Origin of the sequence: Rhizobium beringeri (genome assembly GCF_004306515.1) — a bacterium.
In the GTDB taxonomy this organism is placed as follows: Bacteria; Pseudomonadota; Alphaproteobacteria; order Rhizobiales; family Rhizobiaceae; genus Rhizobium; species Rhizobium beringeri.
The window spans coordinates 1262587-1288565 of sequence record NZ_SILG01000001.1 but is presented as its reverse complement, the minus strand read 5'-3'; the positions used below and the strand labels follow the sequence as shown (position 1 = coordinate 1288565).

The 25979-nt window shown below is 60.6% G+C and carries 23 protein-coding genes and 1 tRNA gene; 11 read left to right on the top strand and 13 right to left on the bottom strand.

Translation table 11 applies throughout. The features are described 5' to 3' along the window. Positions 1 to 180: 180 nt before the first annotated feature. The 4 genes from ELH03_RS06640 to ELH03_RS06625 all read left to right on the top strand — a co-directional run bounded on the left by ELH03_RS06640 (position 181) and on the right by ELH03_RS06625 (position 4807). Positions 181 to 756 carry a polysaccharide biosynthesis/export family protein gene (locus tag ELH03_RS06640; protein WP_003558401.1) on the top strand — a complete coding sequence of 192 codons (576 nt, stop codon included), beginning with the start codon at positions 181 to 183 and terminating at the stop codon, positions 754 to 756. A gap of 3 nt (positions 757 to 759) precedes the next feature. Continuing rightward, positions 760 to 1929, top strand: a complete 1170-nt coding sequence (locus ELH03_RS06635; RefSeq protein ID WP_128401325.1) for a glycosyltransferase — start codon at positions 760 to 762, stop codon at positions 1927 to 1929. Between the two features lie 74 nt (positions 1930 to 2003). After that, positions 2004 to 3566, top strand: a complete 1563-nt coding sequence (locus tag ELH03_RS06630; protein WP_128401341.1) for an undecaprenyl-phosphate glucose phosphotransferase — start codon at positions 2004 to 2006, stop codon at positions 3564 to 3566. Beyond that, positions 3563 to 4807, top strand: coding sequence for an O-antigen ligase family protein (locus ELH03_RS06625; RefSeq protein ID WP_128411498.1), 1245 nt, complete (start codon positions 3563 to 3565; stop codon positions 4805 to 4807). Before ELH03_RS06630 ends, ELH03_RS06625 begins: the two co-directional genes overlap by 4 nt. A 27-nt stretch (positions 4808 to 4834) precedes the next feature. Here ELH03_RS06625 and ELH03_RS06620 read toward each other — a convergent pair whose 3' ends face one another. The 3 genes from ELH03_RS06620 to ELH03_RS06610 form a co-directional block, all read right to left on the bottom strand. Further along, positions 4835 to 5668: a carbohydrate ABC transporter permease gene (locus tag ELH03_RS06620; protein WP_128411499.1), complete on the bottom strand. Its 834-nt coding sequence runs from the start codon at positions 5666 to 5668 to the stop codon at positions 4835 to 4837. Beyond that, positions 5668 to 6561 (bottom strand): carbohydrate ABC transporter permease, encoded by an 894-nt coding sequence (locus tag ELH03_RS06615; RefSeq protein WP_128401340.1) that lies wholly within the window; start codon positions 6559 to 6561, stop codon positions 5668 to 5670. Before ELH03_RS06615 ends, ELH03_RS06620 begins: the two co-directional genes overlap by 1 nt. A 122-nt stretch (positions 6562 to 6683) precedes the next feature. After that, positions 6684 to 8021 (bottom strand): extracellular solute-binding protein, encoded by a 1338-nt coding sequence (locus tag ELH03_RS06610; protein WP_128411500.1) that lies wholly within the window; start codon positions 8019 to 8021, stop codon positions 6684 to 6686. 177 nt (positions 8022 to 8198) lie between these two features. On the opposite strand from ELH03_RS06610, the gene ELH03_RS06605 reads away from it, so the two are divergent. The 4 genes from ELH03_RS06605 to ELH03_RS37295 all read left to right on the top strand — a co-directional run bounded on the left by ELH03_RS06605 (position 8199) and on the right by ELH03_RS37295 (position 11146). After that, on the top strand, positions 8199 to 8810 hold the full coding sequence (locus ELH03_RS06605; RefSeq protein ID WP_128411527.1) for a GNAT family N-acetyltransferase: 612 nt from the start codon (positions 8199 to 8201) through the stop codon (positions 8808 to 8810). 552 nt (positions 8811 to 9362) lie between these two features. Next, the gene (locus ELH03_RS06600; protein WP_128411501.1) at positions 9363 to 10544 is read left to right on the top strand and encodes an ROK family transcriptional regulator; all 1182 of its coding nucleotides are present in this window, start codon (positions 9363 to 9365) and stop codon (positions 10542 to 10544) included. An 83-nt stretch (positions 10545 to 10627) separates the two neighbouring features. Further along, positions 10628 to 10921, top strand: coding sequence for a helix-turn-helix domain-containing protein (locus ELH03_RS06595; RefSeq protein ID WP_018483592.1), 294 nt, complete (start codon positions 10628 to 10630; stop codon positions 10919 to 10921). Positions 10922 to 10996: 75 nt separating this feature from the next. Continuing rightward, positions 10997 to 11146, top strand: coding sequence for a hypothetical protein (locus tag ELH03_RS37295; protein WP_012756918.1), 150 nt, complete (start codon positions 10997 to 10999; stop codon positions 11144 to 11146). Here the strand turns inward: ELH03_RS37295 and ELH03_RS06590 are convergent. Beyond that, positions 11143 to 11358, bottom strand: a complete 216-nt coding sequence (locus ELH03_RS06590; RefSeq protein ID WP_018069423.1) for a hypothetical protein — start codon at positions 11356 to 11358, stop codon at positions 11143 to 11145. The genes ELH03_RS37295 and ELH03_RS06590 overlap by 4 nt on opposite strands. A 179-nt stretch (positions 11359 to 11537) precedes the next feature. Between ELH03_RS06590 and ELH03_RS06585 the strand changes: the two genes are divergently transcribed. Beyond that, positions 11538 to 11783, top strand: coding sequence for a DUF982 domain-containing protein (locus tag ELH03_RS06585; RefSeq protein WP_197729983.1), 246 nt, complete (start codon positions 11538 to 11540; stop codon positions 11781 to 11783). Positions 11784 to 11789: 6 nt separating this feature from the next. Here ELH03_RS06585 and ELH03_RS06580 read toward each other — a convergent pair whose 3' ends face one another. Further along, complete coding sequence (locus tag ELH03_RS06580; protein WP_128401320.1) at positions 11790 to 12008, bottom strand: hypothetical protein; 219 nt, start codon at positions 12006 to 12008, stop codon at positions 11790 to 11792. Between the two features lie 547 nt (positions 12009 to 12555). Here ELH03_RS06580 and ELH03_RS06575 point away from each other — a divergent pair. Continuing rightward, a complete protein-coding gene (locus tag ELH03_RS06575) occupies positions 12556 to 13188 on the top strand; it encodes a class I SAM-dependent methyltransferase (protein ID WP_128401319.1) in 633 nt (210 codons plus the stop codon). A gap of 195 nt (positions 13189 to 13383) precedes the next feature. On the opposite strand, the gene ELH03_RS06570 is transcribed toward ELH03_RS06575, so the two are convergent. From ELH03_RS06570 to bcsN, 7 genes are all read right to left on the bottom strand, one after another. Continuing rightward, positions 13384 to 13460 (bottom strand) — tRNA-Pro (locus tag ELH03_RS06570). A gap of 98 nt (positions 13461 to 13558) precedes the next feature. Further along, entirely contained in the window at positions 13559 to 14227 is a 669-nt protein-coding gene (locus ELH03_RS06565) for an HAD family hydrolase (protein ID WP_128401318.1), read from the bottom strand. A 77-nt stretch (positions 14228 to 14304) separates the two neighbouring features. Continuing rightward, complete coding sequence (locus tag ELH03_RS06560) at positions 14305 to 16662, bottom strand: cellulose synthase (protein WP_128401317.1); 2358 nt, start codon at positions 16660 to 16662, stop codon at positions 14305 to 14307. Then, complete coding sequence (locus tag ELH03_RS06555; RefSeq protein WP_128401316.1) at positions 16659 to 17705, bottom strand: family 8 glycosyl hydrolase; 1047 nt, start codon at positions 17703 to 17705, stop codon at positions 16659 to 16661. Before ELH03_RS06555 ends, ELH03_RS06560 begins: the two co-directional genes overlap by 4 nt. After that, positions 17702 to 20158: a cellulose biosynthesis cyclic di-GMP-binding regulatory protein BcsB gene (locus tag ELH03_RS06550; RefSeq protein WP_128401315.1), complete on the bottom strand. Its 2457-nt coding sequence runs from the start codon at positions 20156 to 20158 to the stop codon at positions 17702 to 17704. Before ELH03_RS06550 ends, ELH03_RS06555 begins: the two co-directional genes overlap by 4 nt. Beyond that, positions 20155 to 22347 (bottom strand): UDP-forming cellulose synthase catalytic subunit, encoded by a 2193-nt coding sequence (gene bcsA / locus ELH03_RS06545; RefSeq protein WP_128401314.1) that lies wholly within the window; start codon positions 22345 to 22347, stop codon positions 20155 to 20157. The genes ELH03_RS06550 and bcsA overlap by 4 nt, the downstream gene beginning before the upstream one ends. 58 nt (positions 22348 to 22405) lie before the next feature. Then, positions 22406 to 23386 carry a cellulose biosynthesis protein BcsN gene (bcsN, locus tag ELH03_RS06540; RefSeq protein WP_128401313.1) on the bottom strand — a complete coding sequence of 327 codons (981 nt, stop codon included), beginning with the start codon at positions 23384 to 23386 and terminating at the stop codon, positions 22406 to 22408. Positions 23387 to 23713: 327 nt separating this feature from the next. On the opposite strand from bcsN, the gene ELH03_RS06535 reads away from it, so the two are divergent. After that, the gene (locus ELH03_RS06535; RefSeq protein ID WP_128401312.1) at positions 23714 to 24028 is read left to right on the top strand and encodes a DUF1236 domain-containing protein; all 315 of its coding nucleotides are present in this window, start codon (positions 23714 to 23716) and stop codon (positions 24026 to 24028) included. 39 nt (positions 24029 to 24067) lie between these two features. Here ELH03_RS06535 and ELH03_RS06530 read toward each other — a convergent pair whose 3' ends face one another. After that, positions 24068 to 25714: an ATP-binding protein gene (locus tag ELH03_RS06530; protein ID WP_128401311.1), complete on the bottom strand. Its 1647-nt coding sequence runs from the start codon at positions 25712 to 25714 to the stop codon at positions 24068 to 24070. Positions 25715 to 25979 lie beyond the last annotated feature (265 nt).

Genomic DNA, 25979 nt, shown 5'->3' with positions numbered 1-25979 from the left:
CACAACAAAGGTGCCGTAAGCGTAAACGACCATGGTAACTCAACAGTTAATGGCGATCTCGCCGAGAGATGAGTGACGATCGATGGAGGAAACCGGGAAATTGCAAGCGCCCTTTACCGGGCATTAACCCTAACGGATCGATAACGACTGCACCGAGTTCATTTTTGTGAGCACAAGCGGATGTCTGTCGTCCAGCCCAAGATCCTTTTGGCCCTGAGCCTTGCAGCCATGACGGCAGCATTGGGCGGCTGCACGACGTACAAGCCGGCGCCGAAGGCCTTCAACGAGGCGACCATTCAGCCCTATACGCTGGACAGCGGCGATCGACTGCGCATCACCGTTTTCGACCAGCAGAGCCTGACCAACACCTATACGGTGGATCAGGCCGGCTATGTCGCCTTCCCGCTCATCGGCCAGGTCCCTGCTCGCGGCCGAACCCTGCAGCAACTCTCGGGACAGATCGCCCAGAAACTGCAGCAAGGCTATCTTCGCGATCCCGATGTCACCATCGATGTCGATCGCTACCGTTCGGTCTTCATCATGGGTGAAGTCGGCCAGCCCGGCCAGTATGCCTATGTTCCCGGCATGACGGTGCAGAATGCCATCGCGGTTGCCGGCGGCTTCACCAGCCGCGCCAACCAGCGCATGGTCGATGTGACCCGCAAGATCAACGGACAGGTGCTGACCGGCCGCATCAATATATCAGGGCCGATCATCGCAGGTGACACGATCTACGTTCGCGAACGGCTATTCTGAGCGATGGCAGAACAGCAGCCGCTCCGCATCCTTCATTGCTTCAGGTCGCCGGTCGGCGGAATTTTCCGCCATGTCCGCGATCTCGTCGAGGAGCACAGCAAGGCCGGCCATGAAATCGGCATCCTCTGCGACAGCTCGACCGGCGGCGAGTACGAGGACAGCCTGTTCGACGATATCCGTCCCTATCTCTCGCTCGGCCTGACACGCGTTCCGATCCGGCGTTCGATCAGCCCGTCCGATATTGCGACGATGTGGGATACATACAAGAAAATCAAAAGTTTGCGGCCGGATGTGCTGCACGGACACGGCGCCAAGGGCGGCGTGCTCGCGCGACTTGCCGGCTCAGCGTTGCGGGTGAACAGGTATCGCGTAGCCCGCCTCTATACAGCGCATGGTGGAAGCCTGCATTATTCGCGCTCCTCGCTCAGCGGACAGTTCGTCCTCAGGATGGAGCGCCTGCAGGAATATTTCACCGATGCGCTGGTCTTCATCTGCGAATATGAGCGCGATACTTATGCGCGCAAGGTCGGGCGGCCGCGGACGAAGACGAGTCTGATCTACAACGGCATCGGCGAGCGCGATTTCGAGCCGATCCCGACCCGCTCGGATGCCGTGCATTTCATCTATGTGGGAATGCTGCGGGACCTCAAGGGTCCCGATCTGTTTGTCGATGCCTTCGCCAAGACCGAACGGCTGCTCGGCAGGCCACTGTCGGCGCTGATGATCGGCGACGGGCCGGATCGCGACCGCTACCGCGAGATGATGGTCGAACGCGGCCTTGGCAAACGCATCGGGATGCTGCCGGCAATGCGGGTCCACGAAGCCTTCTCGATGGCGCAGAACCTCGTCGTTCCCTCGCGCGCCGAAGCCATGCCCTATATCGTGCTCGAGGGGCTGGGCGCCGGCAAGACGATCATCGCAAGCCGTGTCGGCGGCATTCCCGAGGTGCTCGGCGCCGACAGCGCGGCCCTGGTGGAGCCCGGCAATTCCGACGATCTCGCCCGCGTCATGGCGGAAACGCTGAGCACGCCCGATTGGCACGACAGGACGATGCCGAAGCCCGAGGCGGTGAAGGCGGTGTTTTCTTCCGCCGTCATGGCACGCGATGTCCTGAAATTGTACCATGAGCTCGTCAACCCGGCTGCCGGCCAAGCAATGCCCGTCGCCTCGTAAATATTTCTTAGGGGCTTTCTGGTATTTCGCTTCGTGACAACGAGCGACAATGCCCCATGAACAAGCTGGGCCCCATGAACAAGCTGGAAAAAGGCGATCAATTCGACGTGGAAGCACTGCGCAAGCAGGTCTCCGACATCGAGGCGCGCGGCGACACGGGTCAGGAGAAGCCTTCCGACCCGACCGAAATCAACCCCTATGCCCGGCAGATCGCCGAACAGTTCCGCGACGGAACCAATTCGCCTGCCATCATAATCGGCCAATTGCGGCTGCTGGAATTCCTGGCGCTCTTCGCGATCGCCCTCGTCGTCCACTATTTCTGGCCCGGCGACGGCAACGATTCCCTGCTGGTGCGGGCCGGCATGGCGGCGATCGCTTCGGCCTTGACCGTCATCGGTCTGCAGCTTGCCGACACCTACACCATTCCCGCACTTCGAGCGAAGCTGCGGCTGATGCCGCGCATCGTCGTCTCGTGGGCGATCGCGCTTCTCCTGACCGTCGGCCTGTTCGCGCTCATTCGCGGCACCACATGGGCGATGGTCGAAGCCTATACTCCATGGTTCGGCGCAGGCGCGCTTTTCCTTGCGGCCGAGCGTTTCCTCGTCGCTTATGGCATCCGCAACTGGGCCCGCAACGGCCTCATGGAACGCCGCGCCGTCATCGTCGGTGGCGGCGAGCCGGCCAAGGACCTGATCCGCGTCCTCGAACAGCAGGCCGACAACGACATCCGCATCTGCGGTATCTTCGACGACCGCGGCGAGAAGCGCTCGCCGATCATGGTCGCCGGTTATCCGAAGCTCGGCACTGTCGCCGAACTCGTCGAATTCGTACGGCTGACGCGCATTGACATGCTGATCATCGCCCTGCCGCTGTCGGCCGAGGCCCGTATCTACGACCTTTTGAAGAAGCTCTGGGTTCTGCCGGTCGATATCCGCCTTGCCGCGCATGCCAACCGGCTACGCTTCCGGCCGCGCGCCTATTCGCATGTCGGCTCGGTGCCGATGCTCGATATTTTCAAGAAGCCGATCCGCGACTGGGATTCCGTCGCCAAGCGCGGCTTCGACATCTTCTTCACAATCGTCGCACTTGCACTGCTGTGGCCGATCATGGTGGCGACCGCGATCGCCATCAAGGCGACGTCGGAAGGCCCGGTCTTCTTCATGCAGAAGCGCCACGGCTTCAACAATGAAATCATCAACGTCTTCAAGTTCCGCTCGATGTACACCAATATGGGCGACCCCACAGGCAAGGCCGCGGTGACCAAGGGCGATCCGCGCGTCACCCGCGTCGGCCGCTTCATCCGCAAGACCTCGATCGATGAACTGCCACAGCTTTTCAACGTGCTGAGAGGCGATCTCTCGCTGGTCGGCCCACGTCCGCACGCCGTTCTCGCCCAGGCGCGCGACCGCGCCTTCGGCGATGTCGTCGAGGGTTATTTCGCCCGCCACCGCGTCAAGCCCGGTGTCACCGGCTGGGCACAGATCAACGGCTGGCGCGGCGAAGTGGACAATGACGAGAAGATCAAGTTCCGCACCGCCTACGACCTCTATTACATCGAGAACTGGTCGCTCTGGTTCGATCTCAAAATCCTGTTCCTGACGCCGATCCGGCTGCTCAACACGGAAAACGCCTATTGACCGCGATCGAGGCGACATATCCCCGTGTCGCCCAACCGCAGCGGATGACGCTGCGCCTGATCGGCTCGGCCTTCGTCGCCGTCGGCGTCTTCCTTTCCGGTTTCGTGATCGACGAGCCGGCGCCCTATGAACTCTGGATGGCGGGGCTGATCGGCCTCTGGTTCATCCTTGGCCTCAGGATTTCGCGCGGCGTGGCGCCGCTGCTCGCCCTTTTGCTTACCTTCAATATCGGCGGCATGCTGTCGCTGACGCAGATGAAGGACCTGGCGACGGGGCCGATGTATATCGCGGTGTCGACCTTCCTGGCGCTGACGGCGGTCTTCTACGCGGCAATCATCGAGGACAGCCACAAGCGGCTGCCGCTGATCTTCAACGCCTGGGCCTTCGCCGCCGTCGCCACGTCCGCGCTCGGCATACTCGGCTATTTCCATGCCTTTCCAGGCGCCGAAGTCTTCACGCTCTACGACCGCGCCAAGGGCGCTTTCCAGGACCCTAACGTGTTCGGCCCCTTCCTGGTGCCGCCATCGCTTTATCTCATCCACGGCATCCTGGCCGGTGACCTGAGGAAATCGCCGCTGAAGGCCGCCGCCCTGCTCGTGCTTGCGCTCGGCATCTTCCTCTCCTTTTCCCGTGCCGCCTGGGGGCTTTTCGCGCTTGGCGTGGCGCTGCTGATCTTCATCATGCTGCTGAAGGAGCGCAGCGGCGCCTTTCGCTTGCGAGTCCTGGTCCTGTCGCTGGCGGCGATCATTATGTTGGTCGCCTCGCTCTTGGTAGCACTGCAGATCCCGAAGGTCGCCGAACTGTTTTCGGCGCGCGCCCAGCTGGTGCAGCAGTATGACGGCGAGCATCTCGGGCGCTTCGAGCGCCACCGGATCGGCTTCACCATGATGATGGAGCGCCCGTTCGGCATCGGCCCGCTGGTATTCGGCACGATGTTTCCCGAGGACGAGCACAATATCTGGCTGAAATCACTGACCACCTATGGCTGGCTCGGCTTCGTCAGCTATGTCGGCATGCTTGCCTGGACGTTGGCTCTCGGCTTCAGAAACCTGCTGCTCGACCGGCCGTGGCAACCCTTCCTGATGATCGCCTGGATCTCGGTTCTCGGCCATGCGACAATCGGCAACGTCATCGATATCGACCACTGGCGCCATGTCTATCTGCTGCTCGGCACGGTCTGGGGCTGCGCGGCGCTGGAAGTGCGCCACAAGCGCGAGCGAAGAGTGAGGGGCGCGGCGTGAGGTCTTGCCGCCGACCGCATCGGCTGTCTATTTCGTCGCTCCTGCCGTCAGGCCGGCAATGAACCGCCGCTGGAAAACCAGATAGGTCAGGATGAGCGGGGCAATGACGATCACCGCACCGGCGGTCAAAACCGGCGTATTGACGGTGTACCGACCTTGGAAAAACAGCATGCCGAGGGGCAGCGTCCGATAGGCGTCGTCGTTGACCAGAATAAAGGGAATCAGAAACTCGTTCCAAGTCCATATGAACAGGAACAGCGCCAGTGTCGACATTGCCGGCACCATAAGCGGGATAACGATCTTGCGCAGGATATAGAAGCGTCCGGCGCCATCGAGAACCGCCGCTTCAAGAACCTCTTCCGGCAGTTGCTGCATCGCGCTGGCGAGGAAGATCGTCGAGAATGGGATCGACATGGCGATCTGCGGCACAATCAGAGCCGCATAGGTATTGATCAGCCCAAGATATCGCATTTCATAATAAAGTGGGATGATGAAGGCTTCCGCCGGCACCATCATGCCGAGCGTCAGGATAGCGAACAGCGTACGCCGGAGCGGAAATGACAGGTATGCGAAGGCAAAACCGGTCAGCAGGCCCAAAAAGACGCTTGCAGCAACGACCGGTATGACAACGATGATCGAATTCCAAAAGTAGATATTGAAATGTCCGGCATTCCAGGCATCGACGTAATTTTCGAAATGTGGATATGCCGGCAACGCGAATGCACCCTGCAGAACGTCAGCCTTGCTCTTTATTGAGGTTAGAAGCAGGAGCAGGAAGGGGATGATCGTGACGAAAGCAAGAAGCCAGAGGACAATGCGGAGGAATAGCGGACCGGCGGAAATGGTATACGAACGGCTCATCAAGCCAATCCTTTATGCTGCGATCCCACAAATCGGTGAATTGCATAGTTGATGACGAATGTGAGTACCGCGCCGACAATGGCGATGGCCGCTGCGGCGCCGAACCGATTAAGCTCGAAGCCGAGCTGATACATGTAGATATTCGGCACGAGCGTAGCGTTGGCGGGTCCGCCCCGGGTCATCGTGAAAATCAGGTCGAAGCTTTTGATCGACGCGATGACCGTCAGAAGCAAAACCACCCTTATCTCAGGCAATAGAAGCGGTAGCGTTATCCAGAAAAAGGTTTTTCGCGCCGAAGCGCCATCGACCTTGGCAGCGTCGAAAAGAGACGGGTCGATGCGCTGAATTCCTGTGAGGAAAATGACCATGCAAAAACCGAAGAAATACCAAGTGGCAACGATCCCGACCGCGGGAAGGACAAAATTGAAATCTCCCAGCCACGGGAGTGCGAAGGCGCCCAGCCCTACTGCTCTCAGGAACTGATTGAACGGGCCAAAGGCAGGATTGTAGAGCCATGCCCAGATGATGCCCAACACGGCAGTCGGCATGATGTAAGGCAGGAACAAGAACGTGCGCAGGGCGAGTTGCTCGCGTTGCTTCAGGTTCCAGACGCAAGCAGCAAGAGCTATGCCGAGCACGAGCGGCAGGACACAGTAGAAGATCATAAGCTCGGCATTGTTACGCAAGGCAATATAAAAACGACTGTCAGAAAAGAGATCGGCGTAATTGCCCAAACCAACCCACTTGGGCATGCTCAAGCCGTCCCAGCTGGTCAGGCTCAAACCCAAAGCCGCGAGGATCGGTCCAAAGACAAAAGCCGCGTAGAACAGCAATCCAGGCAATAGATAGATAAAATTGGTATGTTGCGAGCCATCAAGTGCGGAGCGTTTCATCCAGTACTCCATAAAGCCAAAGCTGTGATCATCGCGCAGCAAGCCGATCGCAGTGCTCATTTATTTGGATCGACGACACTCAGGTCACGACCGCAGGGGACGGTCGTGACCAGCGCCAATCTTTATTTCTTATCCTTCAGGTACGCCTGATAATCCTTGTCCATGGCGTCGACAAAGGCTTCGGGCGTGATATTGCCGGACAGAAGAAGCGGCGTGTTGTCGTCTATTGTCTTCAGCATCGTTGGGCTCGACCAATCGGGGTAATGGCCGAGAGCGTCGTTTGCGTTGAGTGTCTTCCACATTTCGATGCCGGAGCTGAGGAGCGGCGTGAGCTTTGGCTTGGCGTCGGCCGCCAGCGAAGTTGCCGGAAGATAGCCGGCAGCGGCCCAGGTTTCAGCAGCCTTATCCGAAACCATATAGTCGATATAGTCCCCTGCCAGGTCCTGCGTTGCCTTGGTTTTGGCAAGGCTCGTTATCGCCCAGGCAAGATCCACGCCTCCGACACTCAAAGGTTTGGAAATGCCTTTCGGGGCAGGAATGGCCATGAACCCGATATCCGGATTGTGTTGCATGTCACCGAAATACCAGGTCCCGGAGATCAGGAACGCACCCTGCCCGGAAATGAAAAGCTGGACGGCGTCGTCACCCGAGATGCCCTCGAAACCGGGGAAAAAATAGCCGCCCTGTGCCCACTGCTGCACGAGTTTGGCGGATTCGATGTTTCCCTTGGTGTTCCAGGAGCCGCCCCGGCCGTAGATCAGATCGTCAAGTTCGGCGCGATTGCTCGCGTCGATATGCGCTTGGTCGATGGCGCCGATCATGTGCAGGGCCAGATGCTCCTTTGCCGAGCCCATCATGAAGGGCGCAACGCCTTTTTCCTTCAGCTTGTCGAGATCGGCGAGAAGCTCCTCGAAGGTTTGCGGCAGCGCTACTCCCGCATCGTCGAGGATCTTTTTATTGTAAAAGAGACCAACGATCTCGCCGAGCCCTGATATGCCGTAGGTCTTGCCGACCCCGAACTTTCCATCCTCCCAGCGGTCTCGAGCAAGCACGGAATCCGACTGGCGCTTGTCCCAGCTGTATTTCTTGATGTAGTCGTCAACCGGCAGGAGCAATCCTTGCTTGACCATCGCCCCCATGTCGCCGGCGCCCTGGTTGACCTTCGTGATGACAGGGCCGTCACCCGCCGAAACCGCAAGCTTCAGCGTCAGCTTCATGTCGTCAAAGGTGCGGGCGGTGCGTTTGATTGTGACGCCGGGATGGGCAGCTTCGAACTCCTTGTTAAGCTGCTCTATAACAGCACTCTGGCCTTCATAGGTTTGGTCATCCCACACGGCCAGGTCGTCAGCGCGCGCGGCTGCCGAAAGGCCAAAACTCAAAAGCGCCGCGCCAGCAAGCGCGACAGCTGCTTTCAATCCGTATGCCGGCAGTATGCTGATCGATTTCACAGTTCTCTTCATCTGCTCCACCTCATCTGGTTTATTCTCCACTCTCCGCTCAGGCCTTGCGCCAAGCACCGGCCGAACGTTTTCTTCCCCCAGAGCTTTGCCTGGCTGGCGAATCTGAGGTAATCGTCAGTGCATCCGCACCTCTCGCGACCTAAAATGACAAAGCGCCACGCAGGAGGTGGCAAAGTGATGGACACCAGCTGCTTCATCCGCCCCGTGATTGAAGCGGATATCGACGCCTTTTTCGACATCTGCCTGAAAACCGCGAATGGCGGTCATGATGCCAGCGCGCTTTATAGCGACCCGCATCTGCCCGGCTACATCTGGTCGGTACCCTACCTCAAGTTCGCCAAAGACTTTGCCTTTGTTCTCGTTCAAGACGGCCGGTCGGTCGGCTACGTTGTAGGGGTACCGGACACCGGCGGGTTCGACAGAGACTTGCAGACAAATTGGTGGCCGTTCGTCCGCCAGCAGATTGCGGGACTGGCACCCAGCCGTCCGCGCGACGCCGACGTGATGGAACGAATTCAAAATCCGCGCAGCGGAACGGCGTGGCTTCAAGACCAGTATCCGGCGCATCTTCACATCAACATCCTTCCCGGACTTCAGGCAAGCGGTTGGGGACGCAGGATGATCGGCACGGAGCTTCAGGCGCTTCGAAATTACGGGGTCGGCGGCGTGCATCTCGGGGTCGACCCAAACAACGAACGCGCCAAGGGTTTCTACCGTCACCTTGGCTTTTCCGAATTCGAGCGCGATGGCTCCGTAGCCTTTGCTATGCGGATCGAGGGATTGGGTTGAAGCATTTCCTGGTTTCTCCGAGGCACGGAAAGGCCCTGTCTCGTCGGTACAAGGACCCTTGATTGGAGAAAATCTCACACGCCCAGAGCAGCCTGCTCCCCACAAGGCGAGATCAGCGTACCCATCTGGATGAACGTCCGCCTGAAGGCGTAGTGCTATTGTCGGCAGTAAAAAAGGTTGCTCGGCGGAAAGCTGTCCATCAGTCGAGGGCTTCATCATGAGCAAATCCCCGGCAGCCAGGTTTAAGGAGTCGGCGGAACGCGAAAGAGGAAAGAGCTAGCTAAGCCTAGCCTGATTCTTCTTCGGGCGATCTTGACGAGCGCACGGCTAACCAGACGATACGTATGGCGCATACTTCTACTCGACCCTCTTTATTTCATCGCGCATTTTCATCGCACGTTAGTCCAAAGCCTACAGCTGGTTTCCCATTTGTCAAGGACATAGACAAATTGCCTGCTTCAATGTATTGAATTCCGGTTAGTCTCGATAGTTGTGAACCCAATATCGCCCCATTAAGTATGCGCTCCGAACTAATTGGACTGAGCTAGCCGGATGGCAATGACATCTTCTGTCGCACAGACTCCGATCGCACGAAAAATTTCAACCAATGCCGTCATTCGAACCGTGTTCGCGAATGGATCGATCTCTCGCGCCGATATTGCCAAGCTAACCGGCTTGTCAAAACAGACGATTTCCGATGTCGTGCGCGACCTTGAGGATGACGGATGGCTGAAACCAGTCGGGCAGACTGATGGTCGCCCGGGCCGGAATGCGATCACCTATGAAATCAATGCCCGGGCGGGACTGGCCGTCTCCATCGATCTCGGGAGCACCAAGATTGCTGCGGCTATCTGCGATCTGTTAGGGAACGTGGTTGCAGAAACCAAAGTATCCACCGATCCGCGCGGCGGAATGCATCTCGTCAATCAGTTCAGCGATCTTATCGTGGAACTCGCATTTGCGGCCGGGACGACTGCCGACAAACTCCGTCTCGTCGTTCTGGGCAGTCCCGGTGTGCTCGATCCGGCCACCGGACATATTAACGTAGCGCCAAGCATCCCCGGCATCGACGCAATAAATCTGCGGCAAGTCTTCAGCGACAGAATGGGTCTACCCGTGATCGTTGAAAATGACGTCAACCTGGCCGCCCAAGGGGAGAGATGGCGGGGACACGGTGTCGAAACCAGCAATTTTGCTTTCGTTGCTCTCGGCACGGGCGTCGGCATGGGCATCATCGCCAACGGAACTCTGTTGCGCGGCGCGCGCGGGGCGGCCGGCGAAATCGCCTATCTTCCGATCGGCGGAGATGCGTTTGATCCTGGCGGATTTACGCTTGGAACCTTTGAGAGTGCGGTCGGCAGCGTCGCCATGTTGCGCCGCTATGTCGGTTTCGGCGGGCGTAACGCATCCACCGTGGCCGATCTCTTCGCCGCGTTTAATGCAGGAGATACAAGCGCCGTGGCCGCAATCGAAGAGACGGCAAGGCTGGTCGCAGTCGCCATTGCTGCAATCGGAGCGGCACTCGATCCTGAATTGGTGATCACCGGTGGCAGCATCGGCGCAAGACCGGAACTCGTAAACGCCATCCGCGGTTTCCTGCCGCGTTGTACGCCCTATCCGCCGCGCATCGAGATCAGCCGCTTTGGGAACCGCGCCGCCCTGATGGGAGGAATGGGGATCGCGGTCGAGCGCATGCATGACGATCTATTTGGTGTAAAATTGAGAGAAGTTTGAAAAGCGCGTGCCGTGGTCACGAAACCGGTCAACGTACAACGCCGCCACTTGAGAAGCGCTGGAAATGCGCTAGATTTTCCACCATGATAACAGCAACGCAGATACGCGGCGCGCGCGCCATGATCGGAATGAGCATCGAAGAGCTCGCCGCCGCCAGCGGCCTGCCGGTCGAGACCGTGAGAGCGCTGGAAAACGGCGAATTCGCGGGTGAGCCGCACGCGCTGTTTGATGTGCGCAGCACGCTCGAGGCGAACGGCATCATCTTCCTGTCAAGCGGCAATCAGGATGAAGGCGGCCCCGGCATCCGATTACGCGCACGCACCTCCAGCGATGACGGCATCCGGCCGGAAAACCTCAACGCCGCCAACGACGACTGACGGAACCAATCGGTCGCCCGAGCGTTTTGCTGTCCCATAACATATCGGGGCCTATAACATATCGGGGGCAGTCTCTTGAACCGCAGCAATGGTCTCTACGTCATCATCGGCGTTCTTGTCGTCGCCGTCATCGGCCTCGGCGCCTATATCTTCCACGAGGAAAGCAAGCCGCAGGGGATCGAGATGAGCATCGGTAAGAACGGTGTCTCGATCGAGCAGAACTAGAGATAGGTTTTTGCAAGATCCGCGAGTTTGCCGCCGTCCTTCACGCCCTGCCTGTAGAGCTGAATGATGACCGCACCAATCCGCTCGGCCTCCGGCGTCGTTTTGACGAGACCGCGTTCGTCGCAGACCTTGTCGAGCACCTGCGAAAGCAGATCGAGATCTTCCGAAAATAACGGTAAATCATGCGGATGAATTGATGACCGTAACATCATGCCCCAATCCTCCGAGGGCAAACGCATCCACGCTTGGATCGCCGGCAGCCCTCCGCAACCGTCATAAAGCTATTATGCGCGACGGCCTGAACTTTAGCAACTGCGCAAATTCATGGGGAATAAAATTTGGAACAAAATTTTGTTCCGCGCGTTACGGCCGCGTTTTGTAGCAGGAATCAATGAGTGCAGATGTGAGTGAAAAACGCTTTCCCTCCCCCGTCCGGGTCGTTTCTCCCAACAGCAGCCTGATCGTTTCCACCGTCTGGGAGGCCGTCGAATATCTGAAACGGTGGCCGAGCAAGCGTGGGCGCGATTATCGCGTTGCGCGCCAGCACTGCCTGGATGCGCTCGACGGACTGTGCAGCCCGCGCACAGCACAGACTTCCTTCATCACGGCAGCGAAAACGGCAGGATTGCTGGTGTAAGACCAGCTAGCCGTTGCGGCCGCCGGCGGCGACCAGCTGGGGATGGATGGAGCCTTCCATAATCACCTTTGCGGTAATCTCAATCACCCGCTCCTCGGCGAGTTCGGCAAGCGCGAGGGCGACATCGCCTTCCGACCAGCCGGCTTTGACGGCCTCGTCCGACAGAGCCTGGAACGCGCTGGCGAGGCTCTGCCTGCAAGTTACATTGTGCTTCATATCCGCCATGCGCTCAACTAGGCTATCTGTGACAGGGATAATGTTAATCTACACATATTCGCGAGAATGCGAAGAGGTGGCAGGTTTTTTTCAATCCAAAATTAGGTTGTTAACTTCCAAACTGGGTATAGCCTTAACAAAAGGCAACAAATACCGCCTCCCCCAACTGGGGGAGTACCAAAAAGAACTAAAGGATTTATTTGCGATGCACTCTCAAAGAGCATTTCATCGCCTTATTTATTTTAAATGGTCCAAGCAGCCGGAGCCGATGCAGAGGCCCCTTAGGCCACCAGAATGCGGCAAACCCGAATGCGGCCCGTTTTCAGCATCTTCTTGGTACCCTGTCAATCAGGTTCGGGATCTTGCATGGATCGGTCGTCGGGCGTGTTGGAGGATGTCGCGCGCAGTCGGTACAGCAAAACGGCGGGCCCTCCCTTAGCACCCGTGAACGCCTTCGGCGTTAATCACCTTAATACCACAACGACACCACACTCCCGTCAAAGTCCGGCGTACCATTGCGGTCGCGGCTCACTTCTTCAGATTTTCAGGAGGTAAAATGTCTATCGAACTAGACGCGACTACCTATGTACACGCCAAGCCGGCGACCGCCCATTCCTATATTTTGCCGGCCGTTGTCGATGTTCTCGAGAACAGTTTCCAGGAGGCAAATGAAACGGCAGTCTTCGACCTCGGTTGTGGCACCGGCGGTGCTGCCGCCGTGCTTGCGCAAAAAGGCTATGACGTCGTCGGTGTCGATCCCTCTCAGGACGGCATCGCGAAAGCGAGAACGGCCCACCCTGATCTTCCGCTGGAAATCGGTTCCGGTTACGAAGATCTTTCCAGCCGATACGGGACCTTCGATGCGGTCATCAGCCTCGAGGTGGTGGAGCATGTCTATGATCCCAAGGCTTTTTCGGCAACCATTTACGATCTGGTGAGGCCCGGCGGCATCGCGGTCGTATCGACGCCTTTCCACGGCTACTGGAAAAATCTGGCTCTGGCTGTGAGCGGAAAGATGGACGACCATTTTATGCCTCTGAAGGATCATGGCCATATCAAATTCTGGTCTCCCGAAACACTCAGCACGCTGCTGGTCGAAACAGGATTCGAAGACGTCGACTTCGAATATGTCGGGAGGATCCCACTCCTGGCGAAATCGATGATCGCGATCGCTCAGAAACCGCACTGAAGGCGGTCGAAGGCCCGCCGCCGTTTGCAATGGCGGCGCCACAGCTCGCCTGCAACACGAACAATTGACATTTTCGTTCGGGACTTTTCCGGGTTTCGGCTCCCGTTTCAGCATTTCTGCCTATGTCTCGTTCCGTTTTCCGCCGCCAACGGGACGAAGAAAGTGACATGCTGACTGGGATTTCAAGGGGATAAATGGTCGGGGCGACTGGACTCGAACCAGCGACCCCTTGACCCCCAGTCAAGTGCGCTACCGGGCTGCGCTACGCCCCGACCTGCCGAAACGGCTTGCTTCGTTTAGTTTTTCAGCGCGTGCAATGCAAGCGGAAAAACCTCGCCTCCAACAAAAAGGAAGCGGTTTGCCGGAATGGTCAGATCGCGGCGAGCTTCAGCCGGCCTTCGGCGGTCTGGCGGGGCTGCCATGCCTGGTAGTTGGCGATCGAAAAATGCGGTGTTTCGAAGGGTGTGGCGTGGGTTTCGGTGATGACGGTAACGCCGGCGCCGGCGGCTTCGCCGGCAAGAATACCGGCGACGGCATCTTCGAAGACCAGGCATTTCGTGGGATCGACGCCGAGGCGGCTTGCGCCGAGCAAATAACCTTCGGGGCTGGGCTTGCCCGATTTAACCTCTTGGCCGCTGACGATGACCTTCGGCATTGGGATGCCGGCGGCGGCCATGCGGCGCCTGGCGAGCTCGATCGGCGCCGAAGTGACGATTGCCCACCTGCCCTCAGCGATGGCGGAGAGGAAGCGGACGGCGCCGGGGATCTCGACGATGCCGGAGACATCCTCCATTTCCTCGGCGAGCAGCAGATCCGCCTCATGGGCCGGATCGACGCCGGGTAGGCCGAGCCCGCGGATAACGTCCGAGGCGCGGATGCCATGGATCGTCTTCAGGAAGACCTCCGGCTCGAAGCCGTGGCGTCTTGCCCATTCGCTCCAGACGCGTTCGACGACGGCAATGGAATTCAGCAGCGTTCCGTCCATGTCGAAAAGGAAGGCATCGTAGGACCTGTCGAGGATGTCATGGAGAGCGGGCACGGGCGTTTCCTTGGGCAGCATGGGCCGGGGCGGCCCCCTGCGCAGGCGAGTAGCGGAGAGCGGCGGCGGCGTCAACGTCAGTCGTTGACGTCGGGATGCGTGACGTTTCTAACGTCGGCCAGACCGCGGACAGCATCGCGGCTGCCAGTCGCGGCAGCGGCTTCGAAGATGCGGGTCGCATCGCCGTACATTTTGAGATTGAGGTAGCAGTAGCCGCGCAGAACCATCAGATCGATGCGTTCCTGTTGCAGCTGGGCGCGCTGATCGAGATAGATGAGGGTTTCGCGGTAACGCCCGGCGTCGAAGGCTGAAAGCGCACGGTCGGCGAGGATCGCCACCTGAAGCTCGGCGGCACGCTGGCGGTTCTGCGGTGCCTTCGTGGCTGCGACGGCGGCATTGCCCGAGAGGCCGGCGCGGAGATAAGCAAGGCTCTGGCCGTAGGCTGCGTCTTCGCGGACCTTGCGGGTCGGGCTCTGCAATGCCGCCTCAAAGGCCGAGATTGCCTCCATCGGCCGGTTGATATCCATCAGGCACCAGCCGCGCGACAGCGCGTCGGCCGGCTCAAGCTGCCCCGCATCGATTGTCGTCGAGCAGCCGCGCGTCTGGCGCGGACCACGCGGGACAGTCACCGTCTCCATCGCCGGCCTCGCCGCGCGAACGACCACTTCCGACCCCGGCTGCAGGGTGACGCGGCGTTCGGCCGGAAGTGGCTCGGTCGGGGGACGCTGCGTCGGCTGAGCCGGTTGCTGTACGGCAAGCGCCCCTTTCTCCAGCGGCGGCGGGACGGCATTCGGCGACAGGGAGGAGGTGTCTTCGAGATTGGTGATCCGGCTCGACCGGCCGGCCCAGGCGCGCTGGAGGTCGAGCACGCCCTTGCGGTCGCTCAGTTGCTCGCGGGTGATGACAAGGCCATAGGCGGACGGCTCGTCATCGGGTTTCCAGGCAAGCGCCGTCTCGAACCACCGTGCAGCGGTCTGGAACTGGTTAAGGGAGCGGGCATACCAGCCGAACTGCTGCGCCGTCGGCACGTATTTCCGGGCGATGACCTCGGTAGCGATGCGGTGCAGCACGTCTTCGGCCAGATCGGCCGGCGGCTGCAACGCCATCAGGTTGGCGGTGGCGGCGAGATAGGTTGATGTCGCATCCTCGGAATCGGCGCGCCAACGGAACATCACGTCCTCGGCTTCCTCAGGCGCCTTGCGGGCAATCAGCGCCAGCGCCAGCCCCTGCGAAGCGGCCGCCGAATCTTGCTTGGCTCGGGCGGCGCGGAACCACTTCTCGGCATCGGCATCGTTGTTGCGGCGAAGCTGGTACCAGCCGAGCAGCAGCGCATCGGAGGCAAGCCCCTCAGTCTCGGCGAGTTTTTCGAGGCGGGCGACATAATCGGCCGCGATAACAAGCTTCGTATCGTCATTGCCCTCGGCCATGAAGCGTCGGGCGAGGTTATCGCGGATCGCATCGAATTCCTTGCTGCCGTCGGCCGCAGGCCTCTCCAGCGTGAGCAGTGCCTGCATCGGCTGGTAGGCAAGCAGCGTCGAGGCCTTTTCGACCGTCGCCTGCCGCTCGGCGGGATTGGTGCAGTTCTTCAGGATATAGGTATAGGCGTCCTGGCCACGCTGCGCCCTCTCGGTCTGGATGAAGGCTTCGGCGACGCGCCAGAGAACATCGACCTCGCTACAGGTGAGCAGGCTCGGTGTTGCGGCGGCGATATCGACGACCGTCGCATATTGCTTGAGGTCCGACGCATTGACGAGCCGGGCACGGGCCTCGGCGACGTCGAGCCGGTCGAGCAGATCGGCCGGCGGCTGCCATCCGGCATCGGCTGCCTGGCGGTCAGCGACTGCCTTGCGCAGCTCCGCATAACGGCCATCCGAATAAAGCTGCCACATGGCCTCGAGCTGTTTGTCGCCATTCTGCGGCACGGCGAGCGGATCGGCCGGCGGAACCCAGTTGGGGTAGAGCGCCTGAAGGCGGGAGATTTCGGCTTGCAGGCGCACCTTGTCGCCGCGGCTGGCGAAATAACGAAGCGCACTTTCATCGACGGCAGGCTGCGCAGGCGCGGCCGCCTGTTGCAGTGCTGGCGGCGCGGAAACGATGGGGGGCGCGACCGGTGCCCGCTGAGCAGCCGTCTGAGGTGCCGCGGATTGCGGTGCCGCCGGTTGCGGTGCTGCGGCATTCGGCTCGGGTGTATCAGGTGCCGGCGACGACGGGGATGTGATCGCCTCGATCTTGTCGGCCACCAGCTGCGCATTGAATTCAGGATTGCCGGCGGAAGCATCGGTCGGCTTGATGCGGCCCATCATCATCAGTTCCGGCGCCGGCTTGCCGGCAGACCCAAGGCCGAATCTTTCCTGCAGAGCGGCACGATCCTTCAGTCCGGTGACGAGGGTCGCCACCACGACTGCTGCTGAAATCGCCACGAGAGAAGACTTCACAGACACTCCGGATGCTTCTCCCCGATATAGGCCAGTCCCAGCAGCTGAAGCGTGGACGGATAATAGAGTGCGGGCGCAAATTGCAGGGCCGAGCCCGGCAGCTTGGTCCCATCGACTACACAGGCCAGAACATCGTTAACAATTCGATAACCCGGGTCCGGCAACACGGCCTTCGGCTGGCCGGTGGTCAGATCGATGGTGGCGGGAACGCCGTCTTGCGACATCCCCTCGCGCAGGTGGGTCAGCAGCCCCTTGTCGGTGACGCCGCCGCGGACGAGATAGAGCGGGATGCGGATGGCGTTATAGGCAAACTCGGCGTCGAAACCCTCAGCTGGCTGCGGCTGGCCGCGCAGACTCACCCATTCGGCGGGGAGCTTGCGCGGGCCGAACTGCATCGTCTTCAACAGCGTCACGCCATCGTCCGTCAGTTTCTGCCAGGCATCCGATGGAGCGAGCGCAGCCATCACCGGAATAGCCTCGTAAATCCAATAGGACGGGTTGACGACGGGACCGTCGTCACGGTCGGTGGCGGCAAAACCCTCACTCCCCGGCAACAGGAGCGTCCGGCCGGCCGAGTGCACGACGGTTTCGGCAAGCAGCGCCTGCGCCATGCGGGAGGCGGCGAGGATATAGTCGTTGCGTTTCCACGCCACGCCGGCAAGCGCCAGCGCATAGGCGATCAGCATGTCGCCATCCGAGGCATTGTTGGTGTCGGTGACGTGCGGCTTGACGTGCGGATCCCATTTCCAGACGGCCAGGCCATCGTCACGCAGCAGCAACTCGGTACGGGTAAAATACCAGATCTGTTCGAAATCGGCGGGGCTTGCCGAGAGATAGGCGAGCAGCATGCCATAGCCCTGCCCTTCGCTGTGGCTGATATTGCCGTTGCCGTTATCGACGATGCGGCCGGTCGCATCGAGAAACTTTGCCTTGTAGGCGGACCATGCGCCGGCATTGATCATCGCCTGCTGCGCGGCCGCGGGCGGTCCCGCAGGGGCGAGCGCGACGGTTGCCGCCAGCAGGAGCGCGCGCCACCGCCTCATTTGGACCGGCCCAGCTTTTTGAGCATGCTCGACGTAGTGATGCCGATCAGCAGCAGGAAGACGACCAGCAGGAAGGCATAGGAGAGGATATTGGTCGACAGCCAATTGGCGGCGATCAGGCGGTAATTGGCGATCGACCAGGGAGTGGACGGCACGAAATCGAAGCGGGTGACGGGTACCGCGTCGATCTTGCCTGTTTTGCTCGAATAGGTGGTGATATGGCCCGATATCTGCGGCCAGTTCAACTGCTCGGTCAAAGCCTCGAGCCCCTCGCGCAAATCCTTCGCCGACGGCGCCGTCACCACCGTCCAGGCACCGGCTCCTGTGGGGCTGGAGCCTTGGGCAACCAGCAGCGTGGCGGCGTTGGGCGGGGTAAAGATCTCGTCGGCGCCGGGCACGAATTGCAGCGAACTGCGGGAGATATCGAAATTGCGTGACAGCCACTCGCGGAAAGCCGTGATCCGGCTGCGCAAAACACCACCGCTGACCTTGGAGTTCCACTCCTCGAACGCCGTGCCGGTATCGACGACGCCCACCTGCGCATCCACCACAGAACGCCACGAGGCTTGGCTCGCCGTGGAGATGTTGGTCTGCGACAGTGCGGTTGTCGGCATCTGCGAGATGGAGCCGATGAAGATGGCATCGCGATCGCCGATCGTATTCGGCGAGGCGACGGTTTCGACAGCGATCGGATGGCCGGCCGTGATCGCCATCTGGCCGAGCAGCGTGGCGGCGGCCGAAAGCGTGTCGGCGTCGACCCGGTCAATGAAGAGCGGCGTCGAGTCCGTGGCCCGACCGTAGGGATAGGCGGTGCCGGCCATTGCCGCAAGATTCGGACGCTGACCGACGCGGGCGAAATCCGGAATCTGCAGCTCGGAGGTATCGAACAGGGCAAAGCGCGGGGTCGCGCCGGCGGTCGAGCCCGGCGCGCAGACGGCATCGTCCTTGGTCATCAGGATCGCTTCGATCGCCACCGAATTGAGGCCGGGCTTGAAGTGCCGCATCGTCACGCGGATCGGCAGATGACGGAGAATGCCGCCTGATGTCGTGGTGATCGGCACGGTGGAGGCGATGTTGTCGTTGACGTAAATATCGATGTGGCTGCCGGGCAGCACGTTATCGGTATAGGCGGCGTCGAGCAGCACCTTCGCCTCGCCATAGGCATTGGCATAAAAATCCGCGGGCACGGCGATATTGAAGCTGGTACGGAGCCGCCGGCCGGAGAATTCGGTGGTCTTCACGCCGAGCTGAGACAAGGCGATGTTCGTGTCGGAAAAGACCAGCGGCGCGTTCGGCGCGCTCCAGCGTTCGGTGGTCAGCACGTCGCGGCGGACATCCGAGGACCTGTCCGTAGGCGAGACGATGGTATCGATCGCCGAGGAGACCGCTTGCCAGGAGGGGCCGCTGATCAGAAGGACCGGCGAGCCACTGCGCGGGTCGGTGACGAAAGCGGCGAGTGCAGCACTTTCGGCGCCGGGCGGCAGGCCGGGAAAGAGCGGCCGCAGTTCCGCCGCGGTACCGACGAGAACGCTGAGCTTACCAGGCCCGGCGGCCGGAAGTGACTCGGTGCTGAAGGCAAAAATCTGGTTCGGCATGCTGCTCAGCACCGAAAGGCCCTGCGCCAGCCGTAGCAGAGGCTTGGTGGTTCCCGGCTGCTCCAACGCCGGGACGACGATATCGAACTCGGTCTTGCCGGCTCCGTCGACGCCGATGGCGCGGATTGCGTCGGCGCTCGCTAGCTGGGCAGCATCCCTGCCGGCAAAGCTCAGATAGGTTCCGGCCGGATCGATGTTCGACCACAGCTCATAAGTCGATTGGATGCTGCAATCGGTGCGGTGGCGCTGATCGGCCTCGAAGGTGACGAGGTTGGCGCCGGGCTGCAGCAGACCGGGCGGAACCTCGAACGTGACGGTCGACGGGCCATCCGGCGAGCCGACGCGTTGTTGGCCGATCGGGCGGTTGTTGAGATAGACGGTCAGCGCCGAGGCCTCAGGCGCAACGACGATCGAATTCTGGTAGGCGAAGGTGAAGCTTGCCTTGGCCGCCGCCTGCTCCGGCGTCAGATAGACGGACCATGACCGACGGTCGTATTCACCTCCGAGGCCGAGTTTGGAAAAGGGCACGACAAAGCGACGGACATCGCCGGGGCGCGGCGGCGCAGCGGGGTTTGCCACCGCGGCTGGCTGGGGCGCGGGCACAACCGCCTGCGGCTGGGCGGCGATCGGCGGAGGAACGGGAGCAGGAGCAGCCGGGGTTGCAGGTGCGGGTATGACGGAAACTGGAGGCGTGACGGGAACCGGCGCAATGGCTGCGGGCGACGTGGACGGCGTCAATCTCGGAGTAATGGACGCACCGGGCGGCCGCTCGCCGGACATGTCGAAGGGCGCTGTCTGCGCCTGGGCGAAGGCGGAGGCATTCAGCAGGAGAAGCGAAGCGGCGGCGATCCTTCTCATCCGGCGTTGACCTTTGCCGCCTGCTGCTGGGCCTCCCGCTCCGGCCGCATGCTGCGGAAGAAGTAAACGAGGCCTCGGCTCGTCTGATAGAACGACATGCCGAGAAACCAGATGGTGCCGCGGATCAGGCCCGGATTGTGGCGGCGCGAAGCCTGGAACTGAGTCCATTGATCGGAATTGGCAAACATCAGATCGGCGATGAGGCGATGGTCGAGCGCGCTTTTCGGGACGTACTGGCAGCCGACATTGCTGATGTCGCCCGACGGCTCGATGTTGCGGACGATGAGCGGCAGAGTTTCCAGATCCGCGCCGCTATAGGGCTGAAAACGGATTTCGCCGACGGCGCCGACCAGCATCTCGTCGAGATGCTTGTTGAAGATGTGAAGCCTTGCGCCGTGGACGGAGACGTCTTCGATCGAGGCTGTGTACCACTTGCCGTTGGCGCCGAATTCGCAGCGCCGGTTGACGCGGACGCGGCGGGACGAAGCGCGCTCGCCGCGCTCCGACACGACACCAAGTGCGCAGCCGGCCATGATCAGGTTGATGACATTCCAACCGCCGACGACGAGCGTGACGTCGGCCTTATAAGGCTCGGCATAGATCTTGTAGATGGTGATGACGAGCGCGACGATCTGCACCGCAAAGATGACGAAGAACGGCCGGCTGATCTCCGACAGACGGCTGACGGCGATTGATTCGTCCTTGGCGGTGACCTTGAAGGTCGGCTTCCTCGGATTGAGCATGACGGAGACGACAGCCGGCAGCAGATGCACGGTCTGGACATATTCGTAGAGCTCGGAAATCCAGGGCCAGCGGAACGACCCGTAGAGGTAGTTCTGCATCATCAGATTCACCAGCATATAGGCAAGCGTATAGGCAAGGAACTCGCCGCCCGAGGCGGTGAAGATTTCCAGATCGAAGAACAGGTAGAAGAGCGGCGCAAACAGGAAGATCGTGCGCGGGAACGGGAAGAGCCAGAAAAGCGTGGAGGACATGTAGCAGAAGCGCTGCGGGATCGTCAGGCCGCGTTTTAGAAGCGGGAAGCGGAAGCGCAGGATCTGCATCATGCCCTGCGCCCAGCGGCTGCGCTGGCCGATGAAGCTTGCAAAGGTGGCCGGCTGCAAGCCGGCGATCAACGGCTTGTCGACATAGATGCTGTTCCAACCGCTGCCATGGAGCGCCAGCGCCGTCTCGCAATCCTCAGTGATGCTGATGCCGCTGAAGCCGTTCTGGGATTCGAGTGCCTTGCGGCTCAGAACTGCGGCCGAGCCACAGAAGAAGGCGGCGTTCCACTTATCGAGGCCGCGCTGGATGATGCCGTAGAACATCTCGTTCTCGCTCGGCATCTTGTCGAAGGTGCGCAGGTTGCGCTCCAGCGGATCAGGATTGATGAAGAAGTGCGGGGTCTGGACGAGGAAGAGCTTCGGATCGTCTTCGAAGTAACCGACGGTCTCGAGCAGGAAATCGCGGGCCGGCGCGTGGTCCGCATCGAAGACGGCGATGAGTTCGCCGGTCGAATGTTTCATGCCGTTGTTGAGGTTGCCGGCCTTGGCGTGCTCGTTGCGGTCGCGCGTGAGGTATTTGACGTCAAGATCGTCGCAGAGCTGCTTCAACTCGATATGGCGGGCAGCAGCAGCCTGTGCTTCGAGCAGCTTGCCGGAATTGCGCTTCTGCAAGGTGCCGCCGTCGTCGAGCAGCCAGACATGCAGCTTGTCGGCCGGATAATCCATGGCCTTGGCGGCGGCCAGCGTGTTTCCCAACAGGCCGGCATCCTCGTTGTAGGACGGTACGAAGACGTCGACATGAGGAAAACGCTCATTCTTGGCGGCACGCGAGGGGCGCGACGGCAGCGGCGTCGCGACGATGAAGAGGCTGAGCGCCAGCATCGCAACGCTATACATCTCGGCAAGGTAGAGCAGCAGGCCGGGAATGAAATTCTCAGGCTGGTTCAGAGGCGGCAGCGTATTGGTCGTGCGCCAGTAAACATAGCGCAGTACGATCGACGTGCCGAAGGCGAGCGCCACCAGGCGCCACGTCCCCTCGCCCTTCAGCACCTTGATCAGCGCCATCACAGTCACCACAGTGATGCTGGTGATGAGCTGGGTCTGCAGGTTGACCGGCAGCGTGATCAGCACGATCATGCAAAGCGAAACTACGGCCCATATGATGACACTGCGGGCTTTGCGCATTGACGTTCCTTCGAAATTGCTCAACCGAGGCACCAACTGGCGCCCGCGGGCATGCTCATTATCTCCGGCAGGCGGCCGTCATGGCCGCGTCGCCTATGCAGTCCGGCGAAGGCACGGTGACGCCGATCGCCCTTACCGATTGTTCGATTGGCGCGGCGGCCGCATCCGGCTTTGCGCTCGTCTGCAGCGTCTCACCTGGCAGCGGCACGCGCGGGCCGATGGGCGCGGGCACCAGTGCGACACCTTGAGCCGGTTGCGGGGTCGAGGCGCTGCGAACGGCAGCTGCCCGAGGCCGGCTGACTATGGCCGGCGCCGGCTCGTAGCCGATCGGCATCGGGCTGGCGCGATAGCCGCCCTCGTCGGGATAGATCGGCTCGCCGGTGCGCCCGAGCGCGCCATCGGCAGGCGGCGGATTGCCGTAAGGGTTCCAGACCGCGCCGTCGAAGGTGCCTGATATGGTGTAGCCATAGACGATGCCGAGCAGTTGGCGCTCGCTCGCCCTCGCATCGCAAAGACGCAGGCGCAGCTGGATCATGCCGAAATTGCGCGCCTGGGTATTGGCAGCAGTGCTCGAGCGGATCTGCTGCCAGGCATAGACGCAGGTGTCGCCGACACGGCTGCGGCCGGAGGCATAACCGAAGGGGCCATAGGCGTTCTGCAGGAAGGTCGCCGACGTTGCCATCGGCACGCTAGGGGCCGAACGGGCCACCTCGCGAGCAATGCCACTCTCGTTGATCATGCTGAAGCCCGCGTTGCCGGTGCCGGGATTAGCCCCGGAAGCGCCGAAGAACTGGACCTTCAGGAAATTCTGACCGGGCACGGAGGATGACGTAAACAGAGAGATCGTCTGCTCGACGCCGTTTCCACGCTTGCGCTCGACAACACTGACGATCGACGGACCGCCCGGCGGCGGCAGGACCAGCGCTTTTTCCGGCGCCACAGTTTCCGGCCCGGAAGGCTGGCGCACACCGCCCGTCGATGTGCAGCCGGCCATCATGCCAGCCACGGCCACCAGCGATATCGTCTTCCGCAAGCGCATGTCTCGAGCCGCCGCAATCGCCTTTTCAGATATCCATTCGCAAACCGAAACGCGACGGACCTTCGAATCAACGACCACCCGGCCGTTCATCCGACATAAATCGCCAACATGGTTAACGAAGAGTAAAGAACCGGCCGCTGATGTCGCCGGACCAACTCGTACTGAACGTTATTCGGACAACTCAACCGTATGATGGGGAAATTAATTTAGTAACAACTTAACTGCTCTGATTGCGCCTGCCTTCCGCTGGGGCGAAAAGCCCGTGGGGAACTATGCCGCATGGCCAGCGTTGCCTTGATGTCTGGGGTAGGAAAAGGAGAACATCCCATGCGCAAGACCATGCTGGCTGCGGCCGCCATACTGACCATCAGCTCCGCCGCCTTCGCGCAGAGCACCGTCATCGTCACAGATCCCGCACCGACCGGCTCCGTCGTATTGCCCGGCGAGGTGCGCACCTATGTGATGGAGCAAAACACGCCGTCCGTCATCTATGACGGCGATATCGTGGTCGGCACGACGCTGCCCGATACCGTCGAAGTGCACACCGTGCCTGACATGGACGGCTACGGCTATACCGTCGTCAATGAGCGGCGCGTGATCGTCGAGCCGAAGAGCCATCGCATCATCCAGGTCCTGGAATAACGCGATCGGGATTTGTGGACGTGCGGCCGTATTCCGGCTTCACGTCCGCTCGTCTCCCGCCCTCGCCGGTACATTCAGAAGTTCGCGGATCTTATGAGCGAGCTGCTCCAGGCTGAAGGGCTTGGCGAGCAGGGAAACGCCGTGATCGAGCACACCATTGTGGACGATGGCATTGCGGGTGTAACCGGTGGTGTAAAGGATCCGGATCGTCGGCCATTTTTGCTGGACGACGTCGGCAAGCTGGCGTCCGCTCATCTGGGGCATGACGATATCGGTGAAGATCAAGTCGACTGCCGGATTTTCTTCGAGCAACAGAAGCGCCTCTATGCCGCTTGCCGCCTGCAATACGGTGTAACCGAGTTCATGCAGGCTTTCGGCGGTCATGGTGCGGACGTGCTCGTCGTCCTCCACCACCAGGATCGTATCATTGACGCTGCCCTGAGGAATCGGCTGGGCGCCGGCGGCGCCCAGCCGGGCGTCCGTCACGCCGACATGACGTGGAAGATAGATCTTCACCGTCGTGCCCCTGTCGATCTCTGAATAGATCTTGATGTGGCCGCCGCTCTGCTTGATGTAGCCGTAAACCTGGCTAAGGCCGAGGCCGGTGCCTTTGCCCGGTCCCTTGGTCGTATAGAAGGGGTCGAAGGCTCGATCGATCACGTCCGGCGACATGCCGGTGCCAGTGTCAGTGATGCTGACCATCACATATTGGCCTGCCTCGACCTCCGAATGCATGCGCGAATATCGCTCGTCGAGTTCGGTATTGGCGGTCTCGACCGTCAGATTTCCACCGCCCGGCATAGCGTCGCGAGCATTGACGGCAAGGTTCAGGATGGCATTCTCGAGCTGGCTCAAATCGGCAAAGCTCGGCCAGAGACCGCCGGCAAGCACGGTCTCGATCCGGATCTGCTCACCGAGCGTGCGCCGCAATAGCTCAGACATGCCGCCGACCAGCTTGTTAAGATCGATCACCTCCGGGGCGAGCGGCTGCTGGCGCGAGAAAGCGAGAAGACGCGCGGTCAGTACCGCCGCCCTTTGCGCGCCGTCTTTGGCATTTTGGATGGAGTATAGCAGGCGGGGATCCTCGCTGCCGCTCAGGCGCCGCTGGGCGAGGTCGAGGTTGCCGATGATGATCGCCAACATGTTGTTGAAGTCATGAGCGACGCCGCCGGTCAGTTGGCCGATCGTCTCCATTTTCTGCAACTGGCGGACCTGCGCCTGAGCGGCGGCATTCTCTTCCATCTCGTGCCTGAGCTCGGCAGTGCGCTGGACGACTGTCTCTTCGAGGCGCGTGTTGAAGCTATTGAGCTCACTGCGAAGGCGGCTCTGCCGCTCATGTGCGATAATGATCATCTCCATCAGGCCGACAATGATTGCGGCATTGATGAGATAAGTGGAAAGGCCGACCCATTGGCCGGCGCTGACCGGCCAGAAGATGTTGTGCGGCTCGACGAAAAACTGCTGAACGATGAAAGCGGCAAGAATGGCCGCGACGAGGCCTGGCCCGGCCCCGCCTATGAAACTCGCCAGCAATATCGCCGGAAGGAAGCTCAGGAAGGGAAAGCCGGATAGAGTGTCGCTGGCGGCAAGCCTCAGAAGAAAGGTCAGGCCAACGAAGGCAACGGCCAGCGGATAGGTAAAACCCGGCCTGTGACGCAGCCAATCCGTGGCACTCAGCAAATCCATTCGACACCCCTTCTTACAGCGCCACCCGTTTTTTCAGACGCGCAATGGACGCTGTAACACTTTGGATTGCTGCATAATTTTATCCATAGATCGATTCCGATCTAAGGAATTATGCAGTAGCCGTTGCGGAGACGGCACCCCAGCTTTTGCACATCAAATTTCACCGGGCAATATGCTGTTTCTTGCAGTGCCGGGCACAACGTCTTGACGAGCCGTGCAAGCAGTCCACATAAATCTCCATGCCCGGCAAGGGGAAATGGGTGGA

Excerpts from the sequence above, each read along its gene's own strand:
- ELH03_RS06575 (WP_128401319.1), top strand. The coding sequence starts at position 12,556 with ATGTCTATCGAACTAGACGCGACTACCTATGTACACGCCAAGCCGGCG.
- ELH03_RS06590 (WP_018069423.1), bottom strand. The coding sequence starts at position 11,358 with ATGATGTTACGGTCATCAATTCATCCGCATGATTTACCGTTATTTTCG.
- ELH03_RS06615 (WP_128401340.1), bottom strand. The coding sequence starts at position 6,561 with ATGAAACGCTCCGCACTTGATGGCTCGCAACATACCAATTTTATCTAT.
- ELH03_RS06530 (WP_128401311.1), bottom strand. The coding sequence starts at position 25,714 with ATGGATTTGCTGAGTGCCACGGATTGGCTGCGTCACAGGCCGGGTTTT.
- ELH03_RS06580 (WP_128401320.1), bottom strand. The coding sequence starts at position 12,008 with ATGGCGGATATGAAGCACAATGTAACTTGCAGGCAGAGCCTCGCCAGC.
- ELH03_RS06610 (WP_128411500.1), bottom strand. The coding sequence starts at position 8,021 with ATGAAGAGAACTGTGAAATCGATCAGCATACTGCCGGCATACGGATTG.
- bcsA (WP_128401314.1), bottom strand. The coding sequence starts at position 22,347 with ATGCGCAAAGCCCGCAGTGTCATCATATGGGCCGTAGTTTCGCTTTGC.
- ELH03_RS06605 (WP_128411527.1), top strand. The coding sequence starts at position 8,199 with ATGGACACCAGCTGCTTCATCCGCCCCGTGATTGAAGCGGATATCGAC.
- bcsN (WP_128401313.1), bottom strand. The coding sequence starts at position 23,386 with ATGCGCTTGCGGAAGACGATATCGCTGGTGGCCGTGGCTGGCATGATG.
- ELH03_RS06630 (WP_128401341.1), top strand. The coding sequence starts at position 2,004 with ATGAACAAGCTGGAAAAAGGCGATCAATTCGACGTGGAAGCACTGCGC.
- ELH03_RS06535 (WP_128401312.1), top strand. The coding sequence starts at position 23,714 with ATGCGCAAGACCATGCTGGCTGCGGCCGCCATACTGACCATCAGCTCC.
- ELH03_RS06600 (WP_128411501.1), top strand. The coding sequence starts at position 9,363 with ATGGCAATGACATCTTCTGTCGCACAGACTCCGATCGCACGAAAAATT.
- ELH03_RS06620 (WP_128411499.1), bottom strand. The coding sequence starts at position 5,668 with ATGAGCCGTTCGTATACCATTTCCGCCGGTCCGCTATTCCTCCGCATT.
- ELH03_RS06555 (WP_128401316.1), bottom strand. The coding sequence starts at position 17,705 with ATGAGGCGGTGGCGCGCGCTCCTGCTGGCGGCAACCGTCGCGCTCGCC.
- ELH03_RS06550 (WP_128401315.1), bottom strand. The coding sequence starts at position 20,158 with ATGAGAAGGATCGCCGCCGCTTCGCTTCTCCTGCTGAATGCCTCCGCC.
- ELH03_RS06640 (WP_003558401.1), top strand. The coding sequence starts at position 181 with ATGTCTGTCGTCCAGCCCAAGATCCTTTTGGCCCTGAGCCTTGCAGCC.
- ELH03_RS06595 (WP_018483592.1), top strand. The coding sequence starts at position 10,628 with ATGATAACAGCAACGCAGATACGCGGCGCGCGCGCCATGATCGGAATG.
- ELH03_RS06635 (WP_128401325.1), top strand. The coding sequence starts at position 760 with ATGGCAGAACAGCAGCCGCTCCGCATCCTTCATTGCTTCAGGTCGCCG.
- ELH03_RS06585 (WP_197729983.1), top strand. The coding sequence starts at position 11,538 with ATGAGTGCAGATGTGAGTGAAAAACGCTTTCCCTCCCCCGTCCGGGTC.